Origin of the sequence: Bacillus sp. FSL M8-0277 (assembly GCF_037975305.1) — a bacterium.
Taxonomy (GTDB): Bacteria; Bacillota; Bacilli; order Bacillales; family Bacillaceae; genus Bacillus; species Bacillus pumilus.
In genome coordinates, this window is record NZ_CP150255.1 from 3,548,598 (window position 1) to 3,565,392 (window position 16,795).

The 16,795-nt window shown below is 41.0% G+C and carries 16 protein-coding genes and 1 riboswitch; of the genes, 3 read left to right on the plus strand and 13 right to left on the minus strand.

Translation table 11 applies throughout. From position 1 onward, the window contains the following. Positions 1-15: 15 nt before the first annotated feature. A riboswitch (TPP riboswitch) is annotated at positions 16-119 on the minus strand. 56 nt (positions 120-175) lie between these two features. Further along, on the minus strand, positions 176-1,303 hold the full coding sequence (locus tag MKZ05_RS18035) for a hypothetical protein (protein WP_284907519.1): 1,128 nt from the start codon (positions 1,301-1,303) through the stop codon (positions 176-178). A gap of 141 nt (positions 1,304-1,444) precedes the next feature. After that, a complete protein-coding gene (locus MKZ05_RS18040) occupies positions 1,445-2,101 on the minus strand; it encodes a type 1 glutamine amidotransferase domain-containing protein (protein ID WP_003215149.1) in 657 nt (218 codons plus the stop codon). Positions 2,102-2,354: 253 nt separating this feature from the next. Between MKZ05_RS18040 and MKZ05_RS18045 the strand changes: the two genes are divergently transcribed. Continuing rightward, positions 2,355-2,519 carry a hypothetical protein gene (locus tag MKZ05_RS18045; RefSeq protein ID WP_003214630.1) on the plus strand — a complete coding sequence of 55 codons (165 nt, stop codon included), beginning with the start codon at positions 2,355-2,357 and terminating at the stop codon, positions 2,517-2,519. 34 nt (positions 2,520-2,553) lie between these two features. Here the strand turns inward: MKZ05_RS18045 and MKZ05_RS18050 are convergent, their stop codons facing one another. The 3 genes from MKZ05_RS18050 to MKZ05_RS18060 all read right to left on the minus strand — a co-directional run bounded on the left by MKZ05_RS18050 (position 2,554) and on the right by MKZ05_RS18060 (position 5,774). Beyond that, entirely contained in the window at positions 2,554-2,925 is a 372-nt protein-coding gene (locus MKZ05_RS18050) for a DUF1304 domain-containing protein (RefSeq protein ID WP_050944576.1), read from the minus strand. Between the two features lie 5 nt (positions 2,926-2,930). Continuing rightward, entirely contained in the window at positions 2,931-3,185 is a 255-nt protein-coding gene (locus tag MKZ05_RS18055) for an ORF6C domain-containing protein (RefSeq protein ID WP_012011773.1), read from the minus strand. A 207-nt stretch (positions 3,186-3,392) separates the two neighbouring features. Then, positions 3,393-5,774 (minus strand): immune inhibitor A domain-containing protein, encoded by a 2,382-nt coding sequence (locus MKZ05_RS18060; protein ID WP_335355908.1) that lies wholly within the window; start codon positions 5,772-5,774, stop codon positions 3,393-3,395. Between the two features lie 846 nt (positions 5,775-6,620). Between MKZ05_RS18060 and MKZ05_RS18065 the strand changes: the two genes are divergently transcribed. Next, positions 6,621-7,559 (plus strand): MBL fold metallo-hydrolase, encoded by a 939-nt coding sequence (locus MKZ05_RS18065; protein WP_339160769.1) that lies wholly within the window; start codon positions 6,621-6,623, stop codon positions 7,557-7,559. A gap of 265 nt (positions 7,560-7,824) precedes the next feature. Here the strand turns inward: MKZ05_RS18065 and MKZ05_RS18070 are convergent, their stop codons facing one another. From MKZ05_RS18070 to MKZ05_RS18105, 8 genes are all read right to left on the minus strand, one after another. Then, positions 7,825-8,118: a putative quinol monooxygenase gene (locus MKZ05_RS18070; RefSeq protein WP_003214755.1), complete on the minus strand. Its 294-nt coding sequence runs from the start codon at positions 8,116-8,118 to the stop codon at positions 7,825-7,827. Positions 8,119-8,143: 25 nt separating this feature from the next. Beyond that, positions 8,144-8,782: a nitroreductase family protein gene (locus tag MKZ05_RS18075; protein ID WP_003214802.1), complete on the minus strand. Its 639-nt coding sequence runs from the start codon at positions 8,780-8,782 to the stop codon at positions 8,144-8,146. A gap of 14 nt (positions 8,783-8,796) precedes the next feature. Further along, positions 8,797-9,240: a MarR family transcriptional regulator gene (locus MKZ05_RS18080; RefSeq protein WP_003215380.1), complete on the minus strand. Its 444-nt coding sequence runs from the start codon at positions 9,238-9,240 to the stop codon at positions 8,797-8,799. Between the two features lie 181 nt (positions 9,241-9,421). After that, positions 9,422-10,723 (minus strand): pyrimidine-nucleoside phosphorylase, encoded by a 1,302-nt coding sequence (locus tag MKZ05_RS18085; RefSeq protein WP_339160773.1) that lies wholly within the window; start codon positions 10,721-10,723, stop codon positions 9,422-9,424. 25 nt (positions 10,724-10,748) lie between these two features. Continuing rightward, complete coding sequence (locus MKZ05_RS18090) at positions 10,749-11,930, minus strand: NupC/NupG family nucleoside CNT transporter (RefSeq protein WP_251190613.1); 1,182 nt, start codon at positions 11,928-11,930, stop codon at positions 10,749-10,751. A 166-nt stretch (positions 11,931-12,096) separates the two neighbouring features. After that, positions 12,097-12,768 carry a deoxyribose-phosphate aldolase gene (gene deoC / locus MKZ05_RS18095; protein WP_003215179.1) on the minus strand — a complete coding sequence of 224 codons (672 nt, stop codon included), beginning with the start codon at positions 12,766-12,768 and terminating at the stop codon, positions 12,097-12,099. Between the two features lie 83 nt (positions 12,769-12,851). Then, positions 12,852-13,796 carry a sugar-binding transcriptional regulator gene (locus MKZ05_RS18100; protein ID WP_003214694.1) on the minus strand — a complete coding sequence of 315 codons (945 nt, stop codon included), beginning with the start codon at positions 13,794-13,796 and terminating at the stop codon, positions 12,852-12,854. Between the two features lie 60 nt (positions 13,797-13,856). After that, positions 13,857-14,732 carry an aldose 1-epimerase family protein gene (locus MKZ05_RS18105; RefSeq protein ID WP_339160776.1) on the minus strand — a complete coding sequence of 292 codons (876 nt, stop codon included), beginning with the start codon at positions 14,730-14,732 and terminating at the stop codon, positions 13,857-13,859. A gap of 241 nt (positions 14,733-14,973) precedes the next feature. Between MKZ05_RS18105 and MKZ05_RS18110 the strand changes: the two genes are divergently transcribed. Next, the gene (locus tag MKZ05_RS18110; protein ID WP_339160779.1) at positions 14,974-16,794 is read left to right on the plus strand and encodes an acyltransferase family protein; all 1,821 of its coding nucleotides are present in this window, start codon (positions 14,974-14,976) and stop codon (positions 16,792-16,794) included. The last annotated feature ends 1 nt before the right edge of the window (position 16,795 follow it).

Consider the following 16,795-nt stretch of genomic DNA (forward strand, 5'->3'; position numbering starts at 1 on the left):
CAATCATGAATAAGACGAGGTCCAGCTCCACTTCCCTCCGCTAGTACAAACTAGATCAGGTTCAAAGGGTCCAAGATTTTCTCTTGTCTCAGTCATACATGACTCCCCTAGTGGACTTTTGTCATTTAATTATCTTTACTCTACACATGTAGAGATTTGCTGTCAACCGCCTTTCTTAATTCAACGTTCTGATCGTAGGCAGCTTTTCGATCCCTGCAGCATAGTAAAAATTAAGGACACTGAAGAAATCAATTGGTTTTCCCGTTTTCAAATCAACAGCTAAAATATGATCGCCGTAATTTGTCATATCATCAATATCTAAACGCCTTGGCGTTGTCTTTCCAAGTGTATCAACAAAGCTACTATGGTAGTATTGCCCACTAGCAAACGATGATTCATGATACATAAATAACGTCTCCACATCTAAGTAGACGAGAATGGCCTCAGATGAACTCGCATAAGGAGCAGAGTACGATACTGGTGCCGAAATACTTTTCACTTTCACACTTTCAACAGAATGGGTTCTCTGATCATATTTTCCGTCATATGAAAAATAAAATACACGCTCCCATTTATAATCGGCGGTCTTAGATTGTTTGTTATACACTTTTGTACCATTAGCGAAAACATCCCCATTCGCATACTCAGCTACAAAGTATTGCAAGGTTGAGGAGAGGGAAACAGCCCCAGTGAAATTGGGTGGATTTTTTGCATTCACTTGTAACGTGTAAGAGTCTCCGAAATTTCCACCGCTTGTGATACCGAATGCGTAGTCACCTGCTGGTAAATTGGTCAAACCAAGGAGACTGCCTGCTGGCTGAATCAAGTCCGTCGGATAAGCTTGTCCAGTTTCATAATCAACAACAAATAATTGTACGAAATAATCGGGATTTGAAGAGGTAATTCGGCTGATGAGTGCCTGAGGTGAAGTCGTACTTAACAACCATAAATCGACTGGGTCATCCTCTGATAAGACAACCGATTGGTTGATGGCTAGTCCATCAATGGAGCGAACGGAAGATGTACGCATCTTACCATCTTTAGCGGCTTTTCGTTTGATACTGATTCCATTTTTCTTATCTACTTTAAAAGATTTTTTTAGCTGCTTCTTTTGGATAGCGGTTCCTTCATCCTGTTTCAAAAACGAGTCTTGCACTTGCTGAATGGCTTTTTCCGTCAGTGGTGACAATTTCCCATCTGATTTCGGTGCTTCTTCTGCTTTTAATACTGGTGAAAATAAACCTGTTGTGACGAGTAGAATGGATAATAAAGCTGCAGTGATTTTTCCATATAATGCTCTCACAGGAACATCCCCTTTTTCCTCAATTGGGTTTTTTACCCTGTGAATATTTTACCATTATTTCATTCATTGTTATGGTCTTTTTTAGGAAATCTTTATGACAAAAAACCAGCCGTATTTGCTACGACTGGTTTTTTGATCACTTTATGAAATGGTTTTAACAAACAGGCGTGCTGTTTCTGCACTAGAACCTGGATTTTGTCCAGTAATGATTTGTCCGTCAACTACAGCGTATGGTGCAAAGGCATCTCCTTTTTCAAACGCTGCCCCTTGCTCACGAAGTTTTGTTTCCAATAAAAATGGAACTTTTGATGTCAGCTGAACAGCTTCCTCTTCTTCGTTTGTGAAGCCTGTGATTTTTTTACCTTCGATAAATGATTTGCCATCTTGATCCTTCACATCAATGAATGCTGAAACGCCGTGACAAACAGCTCCGACTGCACCATTTTTGTTTGAAATAGCTAAGATTGCATCGGCTACCAGTTGATTAGACGCAAAATCGATCATTGGGCCGTGTCCTCCCGCAAAGAAGATGCCATCATAATCAGCTGGGTTCACATCTGTAAGCGCCTTTGTGTCTTGAAGTAATTCATATACATCTTCATATTGCGCTGGAACACCTTCTGGAATTGAATTTTTATCAATAGGGACAGTTCCACCTTGAATAGAGACAATTTGAACGTCTAGTTCATTTTCTTTAAAAATATGAAATGGCTCTGCCAACTCTTCTAGCCATAAGCCTGTTGGATGTCCGTTCATTTCTGAACTGCTTGTCGATACTAATAACACTTTCTTACTCATCTTGATCATCCTTTCGATTTATCATGTTTTCATTTTACATTTTGCACAATTAAATATCAAGCAATCGAACTTCGGTGCAACTCTTTATGGTATACCCGATTTTCTGAAAAATATGGCATGTCATTAATCTAATCAATATGTCACATTCTATTGGTAGGGAATTTCATGTAAAATTGTCATTGAGTGATATCATATGAGGTAAGATGGATAGACCTCACGGATGTGAGGGGACTTTTAAAGGAGTGGAAAAGAGATGAAAACCTATTCGATTGTGATGATCATCATCACGCTCTGTATCATATTGGCCGTCTTTTTGATGAACTTAACAGGGGTCATGTATGGAAAAATTATTTTGGCTGTTGCCGTTGCGCTATGTCTGACATCCATTATTCGTCTAATGGGTCTTCGAAAAAGATAAAAGCCGCCCTTTACTCGGGCGACTTTATTTATGGTTAAATTGCCAGGATAAGCGCAATTAATGCAAGAAGCGCTGGTACTCCTTGCTTGACGATGATTGATTTATTAGAGGTCACACCGCCAAATACAGCAGCGATGATCACGCAAATAATGAAAAATAGCTGAATCATATATCCAACAGTATTCGATCCAAGAATGAGCCCCCAAATCAGTCCTGCAGCTAAAAACCCGTTATAAAGCCCCTGATTGGCAAACATCACTTTTACATTTGGATCCTTTTGCAAGTGTTCTGGCAGCTTAAAGGATCTCTTTGCCATCTTTGATTCCATAAAAAACATTTCTAATAACATAATGACAAGGTGTTCTAATGCGACAATTCCTACTAGTATTATTGCCAAAATATTCAATTTAGTTAATTCCTTTCTGATAGACGATCACGAATCTCTATTTTATCCGTGTATAAATCAAAGTCTTGTATTAATTCAAGCGCTTCAGTAAAGCGGCTTTGTGGAATGTCTTTCATTTTCCTCACACCAAACTCCTTTTTAATAAAAGCCATGATGGTATTGATATGAAGCTTACCGTGACCATCATACTCCAAATGGCTGCAAAAAGTCTGCATCGTCCCTCTAATCACCTTTAATTGCTTAGCAGTGACACAACTCATTGGTAACGCTCATCCTTTCCTTTGTTTTAACAGCTAAAAAGAACCATGTATGAAAGAAAAACCTTCCAGTCTCTATTATATAATGATTTCATTCGGATATCAAAATAAAAAAGAACAGACATTCGACCAAAAAGCCGCCCTTTTCATCAAAAACAGTTTATTACCATAGCAAAAAGCCGGATTCAATGGTAGAATCCGGCTTTCTGTTTAGTTACTTTTAGAAATTAATACCTTTCCAACAGAACGATCCTTACTTTGTCCAACGACTTTAAAGGATAGACCGTATGTTGGGACATCACGCCCTGCATCTGGATTATTTGGATTCACATAATTCTTTTTATCACTAAATGTACGAGTCGGGCGAATATAGCGATCTACCAACGTTAAGCCAGTTGTCGCTGTATAATCAATATTGAGCTTCGTACTTGGATTCAAAGAAAATGCTGCATCATGTACTTGGAAACCTGTGGCTGCAATGGAGCCGTCACTCCACTTCAATACTTGCTGATCTGCATCTACTACCCCAAGGAAACCGTTCCCTGGGTGTTTTCCTACCCAGTTATCACTGTAGGATTGATCGACATACCACACGACCAAACCGTTATTATAGCTCATGAGGCTTGCCCCTCGTTTGATATGCTTTAACCCTTTATCGACGTCAGCATATGAGCGCCACTCTAGTAAATAGTATTGAGCTGCATATTGTTTTCCATTCGATTTCGAGAATCCGTTAAAGGTGAAAGTAGATGTGCCCTCGGCATCATCTGACCACACTTTCGTCCCATCTGCAGTGATGTTTAAATCATCTACAAATAAGCCTGGCAGTGAATAGCCTGCATCGGTTGTATAGCGGAATTGCAGGTCAATTTTCTTCCCTGCATAAGCAGAAAGATCAAATGCTGCATCTACCCATCCGTCTGATTTTCCGTCAATTCCATTGCCTTCGTTCGCTCCAGCTTCATTTCGATCGTTCGTGATGTTACCAGCAATGGTCTTCCACTGATCAGTTCCTGTTTCACGAACTTCTACATACGCATAATCATAATCTTCTTCGATATCGTACCATGCTTTAAATGTCAGCTCTGCTTTGCTCCCTTTCGACAAATCGATACCTGTTGTCGTCATGGTCGCATTTAAATTGTCACCCGTTCCGCTGAAGTACGAATTTTGTCCTTGAGCAGGTTTTGTGACAACAATCTCTTTATCTGGTAAATCTACCCGAACCGCATCATGGTTCGTTCCTTTTGTTGCTGCTTCATCAATCAGCACTGTTTTGCTTTTCTTTAATGTTTTACCATCAATGGTTTGTCCAGTAAGCCAGTTACCACCATGTAAGTTTTGAAGCATTTCTTTCGCATATGGACTAAAGCCTGTTGGTTCCGTTCCAGGGACTTTACCTGCCCAGCTTCCGCTTGACATGATCGACCAGTAGGAAACGGGCTCGCCTCCTCCTGTGTACTGTGTATCGTACTCATCAGGAAGACCAAGATCATGTCCGAATTCATGTGTGAATACGCCTGCCGCGCCATCTTCAGGCTCAATGGTGTAATCTAACGCGCCTAACTTTCCGCCTTGTCCGACTTCAGATTCAGTGTTTGGAATTTCAAATACATCACCAAGTGACCAGCGGTGCGACCAAATCGCATTAGAGCCAAGTTGTCCGCCGCCAGCTTCTTCACCTACGCCAGCATGAACGACCATCAGATGGTCAATGATGCCGTCTGGTTCGTTATAAACGCCGTCGCCATCCATATCATAGCGGTCCCATTGATCATATTCACCGAGATCAATGTTCGGGTCCTTTGCTGCTGCTTCGAGTGCTTCTTTCACCAATTCACGCGGTCTGCCGTCACTGCCTGATTCATCAGGTACGTTCCCGCCATAATAGGCTGCTTCATGCTTCGCTGTATACCAGCCAGCCACCGTTCCACTGATCGTGTAACTGCCGCCAGACTGTTTCTCATAATATTGCTTCATGGATACTTTTCGTTTCCCATCTGGACCGATGTAGCCATTTTTTCCGAAAAGCATGTCTTGATAGTGCTGCTGATCGTACTTGTCATAGTACATATCAGTCTCTTCTTTTTTAATACTATTATGCTTATAATCTTTAAAATCTACTAATAAAACCAATACCTTATCATTGCGAACTTCGCCTTTATACTTTTCCTTTTTGACCGGTTTTACATGATTGCTTTCTTTTCCATTATGCTTCTTTAACTTTTTCTTTTTGGCTAATTTGTTATGTACCTTTTGTTTGTATTCTTTCAGAAATTCAGGCTCTTCTGTTAAGGTGCTTGCACTTTGTTTCATAGCAGATTCTTCTTTTTTCTTTAGATATTTCTTTAATGCTTTTTGGGTTTCTGCTTCATTGGCATTCTTTTTGATCTTTCCTTGTTTTTTCAAGGCTTTGATGAGACGGTCTTCATTCACAACACTTGCATCGAATGGAATACCTGAATAATGACCGCCGTCTGAGGATGTTGACTTTTCTGTAGTGTGGGCAGATAGTGGGGTGCTGAAAGCTGTCAATGTGCCTAAACCGAGGACAGCCGTTAGTGCAATGCTCGTCCATTTCCCTTTTTTCATTTTGGTTCCTCCCTAATTTGGTAATAAATAATATCTCATTCTAGCATATTCCAATATACTTAAGTCGAAAAACATTTTATTTTCAGAAATTTTGTGGAAAATGCACAATACGGGAATGAAATGGGTGGAACAAGGTGTCGAAAATAAAAGAACCCTAGACGATAAACGTGACTGATCCCCGTTTTTGATACATGGATCAAAACACCTTAATGAAACAGCCAGTTGCCGAAACTTTTTCGGTGACTTTCTAATTTCAAACTGGAGTGGAAGAATTCGATCGGGCATTATCAGCGGGCATACCCTTATGGGACATGCTCATGATAATGCCTTTTTCCTTAATCTCGTTTTGATCAGCATATGAAGTGAGACTGCTCCTTGATTAACCAATCGTATAAGTGACTAAATCTTTTATGATGGGTAGATAAAACATTTTTTGACCAAACGGTAAATTCGTAATATCGGTCACTCTTTTTTATGGATTTGTCGTAGAAGAATCCCGTTTCAATTGATTTTCTACATGTAAAACAGATCGTTAAAAAGGCATATTAGGGTGAATTTTGTTGAAACTCTCAAATTTATTTCTATTGACATCAACCAAGAGGTGTAACTATAATGGTTACATCTCATCTAGGTGTAACTGATTTCGTTACATCTTTTTTCTAAGGCTATCCAGCATGAATCAAATATTCACTTTGTTTCGGGGAGGTTAATGATTGAACAATATCCAATTAATTCGCTAAAGAAATATTTATTTATGTGTTGGCTACACTCATACATAAGACCTGTGTTTTTAGTCATTAATAACATATAGGGTCTTCGTAAAAAATGAAAAAGGAGAATCATCTAATGTTTAAATTAAAATCAGTCATAGGATTTACTTTAGGTCTTTGTTTCGTGTTATTGCTAAGCGCATGTGCTAGCAATGAAGATACAAAAAATACAGTAATCGATAACAAAAACACAGCGGACAAACAAGCTGTAAATCTTAAAATCACAACATTCAACCCTGGTGATAAAGGAGTTTTTGCTGTCACTTCTAGCTTGATTGAAGGACCGAAAGAAGTCATTCTTGTCGATGCCCAGTTTGAAAAGGATAATGCAGAGAAGTTAGTAAAAATGATTCGCGATACAGGAAAGAAACTGACAACTGTTTATGTCAGTCATAAAGACCCAGATTATTACTTTGGTCTCTCTGCCATTCGTGAAGCATTCCCTGATGTGAAAATTGTGGCAACGCCTGAAACTGTTAAGGGAATTAAAAAAACGATTCAGGCCAAAAATGATTACTGGAATCCAATATTAAAGAAAAATGCACCAACAGCACAGATTATTCCAGATGTTTTAAAGGGAGATAAACTGACCGTTGATGGAAAAAACATCAACATCATTGGACTTGACGGACCAGACCCATCTCACACTTTTCTTTGGGTTCCATCGAAAAAAACAGTTCTAGGTGGAGTACCTGTTTATGAGAATGAATATGTTTGGACAGCAGACAATCAATCTCAAAAAAGTCGTGATCAATGGCGTGAAATTCTAAATCATATTCTTGATCTGAAGCCGGAACGTGTGATTCCAGGTCATTATCTAGGTAAGAGTGCTGAAGATACATCAGCAGTTGTGTTTACCCGTGACTATATTACAAAATTTGAAGCAGCAGCTAAGAGGGCAGACAATTCAGCTCAATTGATTGCTGAAATGAAGAAAGAGTATCCGAACTTTACGAACACTGGAGACTTAGAATTGAGTGCTAAAGTCATGAAAGGCGAACAACAGTGGCCGTGATGTCATAAATATGATTGACCATTCAGTGTGTTCTCATTTTAGATGGGAGCACCTGAATGATTAGATGAAATATTTTGACTTGATTATTTTACCTCCTTAATTGATTTCATCTTCACTTCAAGTGAATAACTAACTCTTGAACCCATAGAAAAACACCTCCAAATTGATTTCAGGTATTCTATACCCGATTTTCAACTTAAAGGTGTTTTTATTTGTCTCCCTTTATAGGGTCCAGTCCTGAACGCCTAGGGTGTTTGTTGTTTTACTATGAAAGTTGCTGGCCTTGAAAGGCAACAACGTCAAGTGGAGCGGCTAAGAATTCTTTTGCCTTCGCTACGAAAGCTTGGAAATGTGCACTCGCATTATGGCTCTGAACCGCAGCGTCATCTTTCCACACTTCTACCATTAAGAAGGTATGTTCCTTATCTGTATCCTTGAACAGCTTGTAGGATACATTGCCTTCTTCGGCTTGTGAAGCTTTCATTAATGCATTGATTTCTTCTAGAAATACGTTTTCTTTTTCTGGATGAATGGTCATCCCTGCATGAATAATAATCATCTAATCGTCTCCTTTTTAAAAGATATTATTTCCACTCTGTAATGCGTTCAATCGGTAAGCGGTAAGAAGCATAACCTTCGTCAGCAGCTTTCCCAATTGATAACAGCATCACTGGTACATAACGTTCTTTATCCCAGCCAAATGTTTCAGCGATGACTTCTTTATCAAAACCGCCAATTGGATTTGTATCATAGCCGTGTGCACGTGCTGCAAGCATAAGCTGCATAGACACAATTCCACCGTCAATTAAGATTGTTTCGCGATTCACTTGCTCTGGAAGTACCTCAAAGTGTGCAGTTAGTGCAGCAATTTGTCTTTCTTTCACTTCTTGCGGCATGTAGCCATGCTCTACTGCTTTTGAATAAATTTCATCTAAGTATTCATTGCTTTTCATATCTGCAAATACTGCAATGACAGCTGCTGATGTTGACACTTGAGTTTGGTTGAATTTTGCAAGTGGTGCAAGCTTTTCTTTTCCTTCTGGGCTGTCAATGACCATGAAGCGCCAAGGCTGTGCATTCACTGATGATGGTGCAGTTGTTGCTTCTTCTAGAATCTCTGCCATTTCTTCTTTGCTGATTTTCACAGCTGGGTCATAGTTACGAATAGAACGGCGTCCTTTCAAAATTTCCATAAAATCGTTAGTTTTTAATGTTGTAGCCATGTTGAAACACTCCTTTAGGTTGTTTGAATCTTTTCGATGTTTTGTTGTATTCGGCTGAGCACATCAGTGAGAAGCTTTCGTTCTTCGTCACTTACGTTTTCAAGCATTTCTGAGATAAATCGTTCTTTTTCTTTTTTAGAAGCTTCGATTCTTGTTCTGCCTTCTTCTGTCAGACGAACAAGTGTGACTCGATTATCTTCTGGCTTTCTTCTGCGCGTGACCATTCCTTTTGCTTCTAACTGTTTTAAGTGACGCGTCACAGCCGCACTATCAATATTTACTTTTTTCTGCAAATCTGACTGGCTGATTTCGTCTGCTTGGAATAACAGTGATAGCAACTCTAGTCTTGATTGGCTGATGCCCGTGCATGCTTCGAACTTCACGCCCATCATACGGTTCACACACTGCAAACGGTATAATACCTCTGCTTCTTCAGAGCAAAATGCAGTCAATGCCATCCCCTCTTTTCTATTCAGATCAATTAGTTGATATATCAATCATTGACTCGTCAACTAATATACACCCATTATTTAATGATTGCAAGAGGTTTGTTTCATAAAGTGAAATTTTTTATCTCAATAGAAAAAGAAATGAACAAAAAAAGGACAAAAGCGGCGAAGCACTTTTGTCCTTTTTTCTTTATTCTGTGATCACAGTGTGAATGAGAGTTGGTGCATCAGCATGATCTGCGATGCGGATGTTGTCATAAATTTTCTCCACGACATTCGCAACATCTTCACGATTTGCATGAAGTGTCACGAGTGAATCTCCTTTTTCAACACGATCGCCGACTTTTTTGTTCAGCATGATGCCGACAGATAGGTCGATCTCGTCCTCTTTTGTCGCACGTCCTGCTCCAAGAATCATCGCTGCAACACCGATCTCGTCTGCGACGATTTCAGCAACCACACCTGATTCCTTTGCAGGAACGTCGATTTGGTAAGGGGCTTGCGGCAGTTTTTCCGGCTGATCTACAATCGAGCCGTCCCCACCTTGATTTTCTAAGAATTCCTTGAATTTCTCAAGTGCTTTGCCGTTTTTCATGACTTCAATTAGCTTTTCTCTTGCTTCATCAAGCGTTTCTGCTTTTTTCGCAAGAACGACCATTTGACTTCCTAAAGTGAGCACAAGCTCGTTTAAGTCTTCAGGGCCTTCGCCTTTAAGCGTATCAATCGCTTCTTTCACTTCAAGGGAATTTCCAATCGCTAATCCTAGCGGCTGAGACATATCAGAGATGACAGCCATCGTTTGTCTGCCAACGTTGTTTCCGATGCGGACCATGGCTTTTGCAAGCTTCTCAGAGTCTTCAGGTGTTTTCATGAAAGCACCTGCACCTGTTTTCACATCTAGTACGATCGCATCTGCGCCAGCAGCAATTTTCTTACTCATAATAGAGCTTGCAATGAGCGGGATGGAGTTAACGGTTCCTGTCACATCACGAAGGGCATAAAGCTTTTTATCCGCTGGTGTCAGGTTGCCTGATTGACCAATGACCGCTACTTTATGACGGTTCACAAGCTCGATGAATTCGTCTTTTGTAATTTCTACGTGGAAGCCTTTTACCGCTTCAAGCTTGTCCACTGTACCGCCTGTATGTCCAAGGCCGCGGCCAGACATTTTCGCAACAGGTACATCAAGTGCAGCCACAAGAGGAGCAAGTACAAGCGTTGTTGTATCGCCTACACCGCCTGTTGAGTGCTTGTCTACTTTAATACCCTCAATGGCAGAGAGGTCAATCGTGTCTCCCGAGTTCGCCATAGCGAGCGTTAAGTCAGCACGTTCTTGATCCGTCATATCTTGGAAGAAAATCGTCATAGCCAAGGCACTTGCTTGGTAGTCAGGAATTGTTCCGTCCGTATATTCTTTGACAAAGAAAGAAATTTCCTCTGAAGATAATTCTTTTCCGTCACGTTTTTTCGCAATGATATCTACCATTCTCATTGTTTTCACCATTCCTTTTCTTAAATTAGTAAATCAAACCGACAACGCCTGCTGTTAAGAAGCTGACAAGTGTTGCACCAAATAGAAGCTTTAATCCAAAGCGTGCGACAACGTTCCCTTGTTTTTCGTTTAAGCCTTTGACTGCTCCAGCAATGATACCGATAGAAGAGAAGTTCGCAAATGATACAAGGAATACAGAAATGATCGCTTCTGTACGAGCAGTGAAATGCAAACCTTCTCCAGTTAGAGCAAGCATTGCCACAAATTCGTTAGATACCATTTTGGTTGCCATAATGCTTCCTGCTTGTACAGCTTCGCTCCAAGGTACACCGACAAGGAAAGCAAATGGGGCAAACACATATCCAAGTACATCTTGGAAAGAAACACCGATGACAGCTGTAAAGATTCCATTAATCATCGCAATTAATGCAACGAATCCAATCAACATCGCAGCGACAACAATCGCTACTTTGAAACCATCCATAATATATTCGCCAAGCATTTCAAAGAAGGATTGCTTTTCTTCTTCTACAATTTCAATCATGTCTTCGTCCTTAGCCACTTCATAAGGATTGATGATAGACGCAATAATAAACCCACCAAATAGGTTCAGCACGAGTGCTGTTACAACATACTCTGGTTTAATCATTTGCATGTATGCACCGACAATGGACATCGATACAGTTGACATCGCAGATGCACACAATGTATAAAGACGTTGTTGAGGTAATAATCCGAGCTGTTTCTTAATGGAAATAAAGACTTCTGATTGACCTAAAATCGCAGACGCTACTGCGTTGTAGGATTCTAGTTTCCCCATTCCATTTACTTTACTAAGCAAATACCCGATTCCGCGTACGATAAGCGGGAGGATACGCCAATGCTGCAGGATACCGATCAATGCCGAAATAAAGACGATCGGCAGTAAGACATTGATGAAGAAAGTTGACGCCTTATCATTCATTAATCCGCCAAATACGAAGTTGATTCCTTCACCGGCATAGCCTAGAAGCATTTGGAATCCCCTTGCAAAGCCCCCGACTAGGAAATTTCCAACACCTGTATTGAGCAGAATATAACCTAAAATAAATTGCAGTACAATCATGACAATTACTGGACGGAATTTTACTCGTTTTTTGCCGTTACTAGCCAGCCATGCAATGGCGAGAATCACCAGCAAACCGATGATACCAATCACGTATTTCATGTTTTTCCTCCTCGAATGAATTCGTTTACATTAATGCGCTTGTATGGAACAAACCCTATTTCGCAAACAAAGTGCGGAAGAAATTCCCAGAAGTGAGATCCTTCCGCATATGACTTTTTCATCATTTATGAGTCACGAATGTTATCCTACCATAGGATCGTATGAATTAATAGTCTTTCGAAGGAGCTGATTGATCCCCTTTGATAATAGAAACGCCTGCACTCGCACCAATTCGGGTAGCGCCTGCAGCTAGCATTGCCTCAACATCTTCTTTTGTTCTCACGCCGCCTGATGCTTTCACACCGATGTCAGGTCCTACTGTTTTACGCATTAATGCGATGTCCTCAGCAGTTGCACCGCCTGTACTAAATCCAGTCGATGTTTTCACAAAATCAGCGCCAGCTTTCACTGAAAGCTCACAAGCTTTGACTTTCTCTTCATCTGTGAGTAAGCACGCTTCAATAATGACTTTCACAAGTGCCTTCCCTTTTGCTGCGTCTACAACTGCACGAATATCTTGCTCAACTGCATCATATTCGCCGTCTTTCAATGCCGCGATATTGATGACCATGTCCACTTCGGTTGCACCGTTCTCAATTGCATCCTTTGTTTCGAATGCTTTTACTGCTGTTGTGTTTGCACCTAGCGGGAAACCGATGACTGTACAAATATCAACGCCTGTTCCTGCTAGTTCTTTCGCCGCAAGAGACACCCATGTTGGATTCACACAAACAGATGCGAACTGATGAGTCTTTGCTTCTTCAAGTAACTGCATGATTGCAGCTTTCGATGTATCTGGTTTTAGTGCTGTATGATCAATAAGATTTGCTATCGTCATGCTTACACTTCCTTTTAATTATGATACTTTCATCATATATGACCGATGAACATTTGTAAACATAGTTATGAAATTTTGTTCATCTATTTTGTGACATTTAAAAGAGCCTTTGCTGTATGCTGATCAATCATCAATACGTTCGCATATTTTCCTCTTAGTGCACCGTGGATAGAAGCAACCTTGCGATGTCCACCAGCAACAAGAATAGAGCGTTCTTTTGTTCTTAAATCATCAAGCTCCACGCCAATCGTACGGTTGTTAATCGCTTCACTGCAAATGCGTCCTTCTTGATCATAAAAGCGCGAACAGATGTCCCCAACACTGGATGCTTTGAGCAGTGCTTTTTCTTCTTCGCGGAAGTAACCAAGTCTAAACAAAAGGGCTTCATCTCTTACCGTTCCAACAGTGAACACAGCAATATTCGCCTGTTTGCCCATTTCAATGATGCGCTGAATATGTCTGTCCTGTTCAACCATCTCCTTGACGGCAGCACTATCAAATACAACAGGAAGCGGTAAATAGCGCGGTGCTGTTTGAAAGGCCTCGGCAAACAGCTGGATGGTTTCCGCAGAATATGTATTCACATGGGAGTGGCTAATCCCACCCTTCAGCTGGACAACCTCTACACCTTTGACCTGTTTAGGTTGCATCTTTTGAGCAATTTGATACATGGTGGTTCCCCAGCTCACACCAACGATATCACCGTCTTTTACTGTGTTTTGCAAGTACTCAGCACCAAATTGGCTCAAGTATTCGGTGATCGTTGGATAATCATCTTTGGGCGAAAACACCACATGAGCTTCAAGCAGGTCATATTTTTCCTTGAGCAATGAAGACAGCTCATTCAAGTCTTCAAACGGGTCCATTACCGTTATCTGGACGTACCCCTTCTCCTTCGCATATTGAAGCAGCCGAGATACAGTTGGTCTCGACAGGTCGAGCTGTTTGGCAATTTCCTGCTGGCTGTAATCCGATAAATAATACAGCCTTGCCGCTTCAATACTCAGTTGTTGTTTCTCCCGATCCATTCGTACGCCTCCTTTTTTCTTCTATCATAACAAATTGTTCAACTTATCATGCACAAATGTTCATTTGAAAAAAATCGTATAGGCGGCTTGGAAGGTCTCATTCTTCTCTAAAGTTTGAATACCGAACTTTTCCTTGTACTGCCCATTCGTCCCTTCAACATCGGCAATACCGTACCAAGGCTCAATACAAACAAAAGGAGCCATTGTGCCCGTTTCTTGATGATAAGGTGACCAAATACCAACGAACGGAAAACCAGTGAGATCAACCTCAACCCCGTGACCTGCCTGAGACACCAATGACACTCGATTGATATGACTAAAGATCATCGCATCATGCTGAAAAAGCTCTGGTCGAAGCTGAATTGGTTTAAGCTGAATGCTTTTTTCTTTCTCCCTGACAAGTGAATTTTTTAGTTCATATTGGACAGGAAGATGCTCAGTAGAAGGCGTCAATGTCAGGGAATAATCTGCTGTGCGCTCTCCTTCAATTAGCGGAACTTGAAATGCGGGGTGACCTCCGATGGAGAAATACATCGTGTCATCTCCGACATTATCAATTTCCCAGGAAATCATCAGACCATTTTCCGACAGCTCGTATCGAATACGGGCGGTAAATTCATAGGGATACTGCTCGATGTGGCGGCCTTTTGATTCATATTGAAAGGTCACTGTATGTTTCGTTTCTTCATGTAAATCAAAATCAACATCACGCAAGAATCCATGCTGCGTGAGCTCATAGGTTTGATCATCTATCTTGTATTGGTCATTCTTTAATCGTCCAACAATCGGGAATAAGACAGGCGACACCCTGCCCCAGTATGCAGGATCGCCAGACCACATATATTGACGTCCACTTTCCTTATGAAGCACCTCTCTGACCTCGGCACCCCTCTCATTGATCTGAATCAATAACTGATCATTTTCAATTGTTCTCATTTCACACATCCCCTTTCCATCTTCTTTTATTATGACAGGGATTTTGGTTTTGAGTATAAAAATAAGGCAGCCTTCCTGACCATCAATTCTATCTTTATATAAAAATTTTAAAAAAAGACAGAAATTCGCCAACAAAATGTGATGCTGATTCGTCTAATCTTATATAAAATAAAAGAATCGTTGCTCTTTTGGAGTGACAACAAAAAAGAAGCGTTTTGACATAAATGGGGGATTCATTTTCATGAGCAGCAAGGAGAATCGTTTACGTTATATATTAGGACTAGATGGGCTAAGAGCCGTTGCTGTATTGGCGGTCATTGCTTATCACTTACATATTGGACCTGCAAGCGGCGGGTTTCTTGGCGTTGATTTGTTTTTTGTGATTTCTGGTTACTTGATTACAACGATCTTGTTACATAAGCAGGATTTGGGTTATCAAGAGCTTTTACCATTTTGGATGGGCCGAATCAGAAGGCTCCTTCCAGCTGCTTACGTGATGATTTTCTTAACCGTCAGCTGGTGTGCAATTGCGGGTTCGAATGCACTATTGTCCATTCGTGGCGATGCCTTATCGTCCTTTTTTTATGTCAGTAACTGGTGGTACATTTTCCATCAGCTGTCTTATTTTGATAGCTTCAACGCTGTATCTCCACTGAAAAATTTGTGGTCTTTGGCGATAGAAGAGCAATTTTATATCATTTGGCCGGTACTATTGATTGCTGGGCTAAAATGGGTGAAAAATAGATCCCATCTGCCAATGATCACCTTTGGCCTTGCACTTGTCTCCGCCTTATGGATGGCAATCCTTTATTCACCCGATATGGACCCAAGCAGGGTTTATTATGGAACAGATACTCGTGCATTTGCGCTTCTGATTGGGTGCAGCCTAGCATTTGTATGGCCCATGCAAAGACTGTCCAGCAAAAAGCTCCTTCCTGTTGGCAGACGTATTTTACATATCGCTGGTTTTGGTTCGTTTGCGGTTTTTCTTCTATGTGTTTATGCAGTGGACGAATTTGACGGCTTTCTCTATCAAGGCGGCATGCTTTTATTCTGTCTTAATGCAGCGATTTTAATTGCGTGCATCTGCCACCCTGCAAGCCTATTGGGAAAATGGCTCTCCTATCAGCCGCTCGTCTGGATTGGAAAGCGTTCTTATGGTATTTACCTGTGGCATTATCCCATCATCGTGCTGACCACCCCTGTCATTGAAATTGGACAGCCTTCTATGGGGCGTGTCGCATTGCAGATCATTGCCATTTTACTTATCGCAGAGGCCTCTTACCGCTTCATCGAACAGCCGATTCGCCGGCTTGGCTTCACACAATATTTTGCCTCTTGGTCTATTTGGAAAAAGGGATTCAAACAATGGTCTACGTCTCATAAAGTGTTCCTTGGAATCACTGCAGCTCTTTTAATCTTATTTACCATTGGCATGTCCAGTTCGTCCCATACGTCTCCACATGCCAAGGAAGTGACACAAATTAAGACGGCACCGAAAAAAGCAGGAGACTCTACGGAATCGAAAACGAAAAAAAAGAAAGAAAAACACGAGAAGAAAGCAGCAGATCAGAAGCAGTTTCACCAAATTCTTGCTATTGGTGATTCCGTCATGCTGGACATAGCGCCGAATCTTGAAAAGACATATGCACAAATCACCATCGATGCAAAGGTTGGCAGACAAATGAACGAAGCCGTCAGCATCGCTCCTCAGTATGCTTCATTTAATCAATCTGATGCCGCTGTTATCATTGAGCTTGGCACGAATGGCTATTTTACTGAGGGCACATTGACAGCATTCATTCAGCAATTTTCAAAGGCGCACATTTTCCTTGTGAACACGAGAGTCCCAAGGTCTTGGGAAAGCGATGTGAATGCAGTCATTCAGCGAGTGGCCGATCAACATTCCAATGTGACCCTGGTCGATTGGCATTCAGCCGCTACTGGACAGCCTTCTTATTTTCAGCCTGATGGTGTTCACCTTTCAACAAAAGGCTCTGATACATTGACACAGCTCATTACAGCTAGCATCAAGAAAAAAGGAGATGTGTCATCGTCATAAA

Excerpts from the sequence above, each read along its gene's own strand:
- MKZ05_RS18040 (WP_003215149.1), bottom strand. The coding sequence starts at position 2,101 with ATGAGTAAGAAAGTGTTATTAGTATCGACAAGCAGTTCAGAAATGAAC.
- MKZ05_RS18045 (WP_003214630.1), top strand. The coding sequence starts at position 2,355 with ATGAAAACCTATTCGATTGTGATGATCATCATCACGCTCTGTATCATA.
- MKZ05_RS18055 (WP_012011773.1), bottom strand. The coding sequence starts at position 3,185 with ATGAGTTGTGTCACTGCTAAGCAATTAAAGGTGATTAGAGGGACGATG.
- MKZ05_RS18060 (WP_335355908.1), bottom strand. The coding sequence starts at position 5,774 with ATGAAAAAAGGGAAATGGACGAGCATTGCACTAACGGCTGTCCTCGGT.
- MKZ05_RS18065 (WP_339160769.1), top strand. The coding sequence starts at position 6,621 with ATGTTTAAATTAAAATCAGTCATAGGATTTACTTTAGGTCTTTGTTTC.
- MKZ05_RS18070 (WP_003214755.1), bottom strand. The coding sequence starts at position 8,118 with ATGATTATTATTCATGCAGGGATGACCATTCATCCAGAAAAAGAAAAC.
- MKZ05_RS18075 (WP_003214802.1), bottom strand. The coding sequence starts at position 8,782 with ATGGCTACAACATTAAAAACTAACGATTTTATGGAAATTTTGAAAGGA.
- MKZ05_RS18080 (WP_003215380.1), bottom strand. The coding sequence starts at position 9,240 with ATGGCATTGACTGCATTTTGCTCTGAAGAAGCAGAGGTATTATACCGT.
- MKZ05_RS18085 (WP_339160773.1), bottom strand. The coding sequence starts at position 10,723 with ATGAGAATGGTAGATATCATTGCGAAAAAACGTGACGGAAAAGAATTA.
- MKZ05_RS18090 (WP_251190613.1), bottom strand. The coding sequence starts at position 11,930 with ATGAAATACGTGATTGGTATCATCGGTTTGCTGGTGATTCTCGCCATT.
- deoC (WP_003215179.1), bottom strand. The coding sequence starts at position 12,768 with ATGACGATAGCAAATCTTATTGATCATACAGCACTAAAACCAGATACA.
- MKZ05_RS18100 (WP_003214694.1), bottom strand. The coding sequence starts at position 13,796 with ATGGATCGGGAGAAACAACAACTGAGTATTGAAGCGGCAAGGCTGTAT.
- MKZ05_RS18105 (WP_339160776.1), bottom strand. The coding sequence starts at position 14,732 with ATGAGAACAATTGAAAATGATCAGTTATTGATTCAGATCAATGAGAGG.
- MKZ05_RS18110 (WP_339160779.1), top strand. The coding sequence starts at position 14,974 with ATGAGCAGCAAGGAGAATCGTTTACGTTATATATTAGGACTAGATGGG.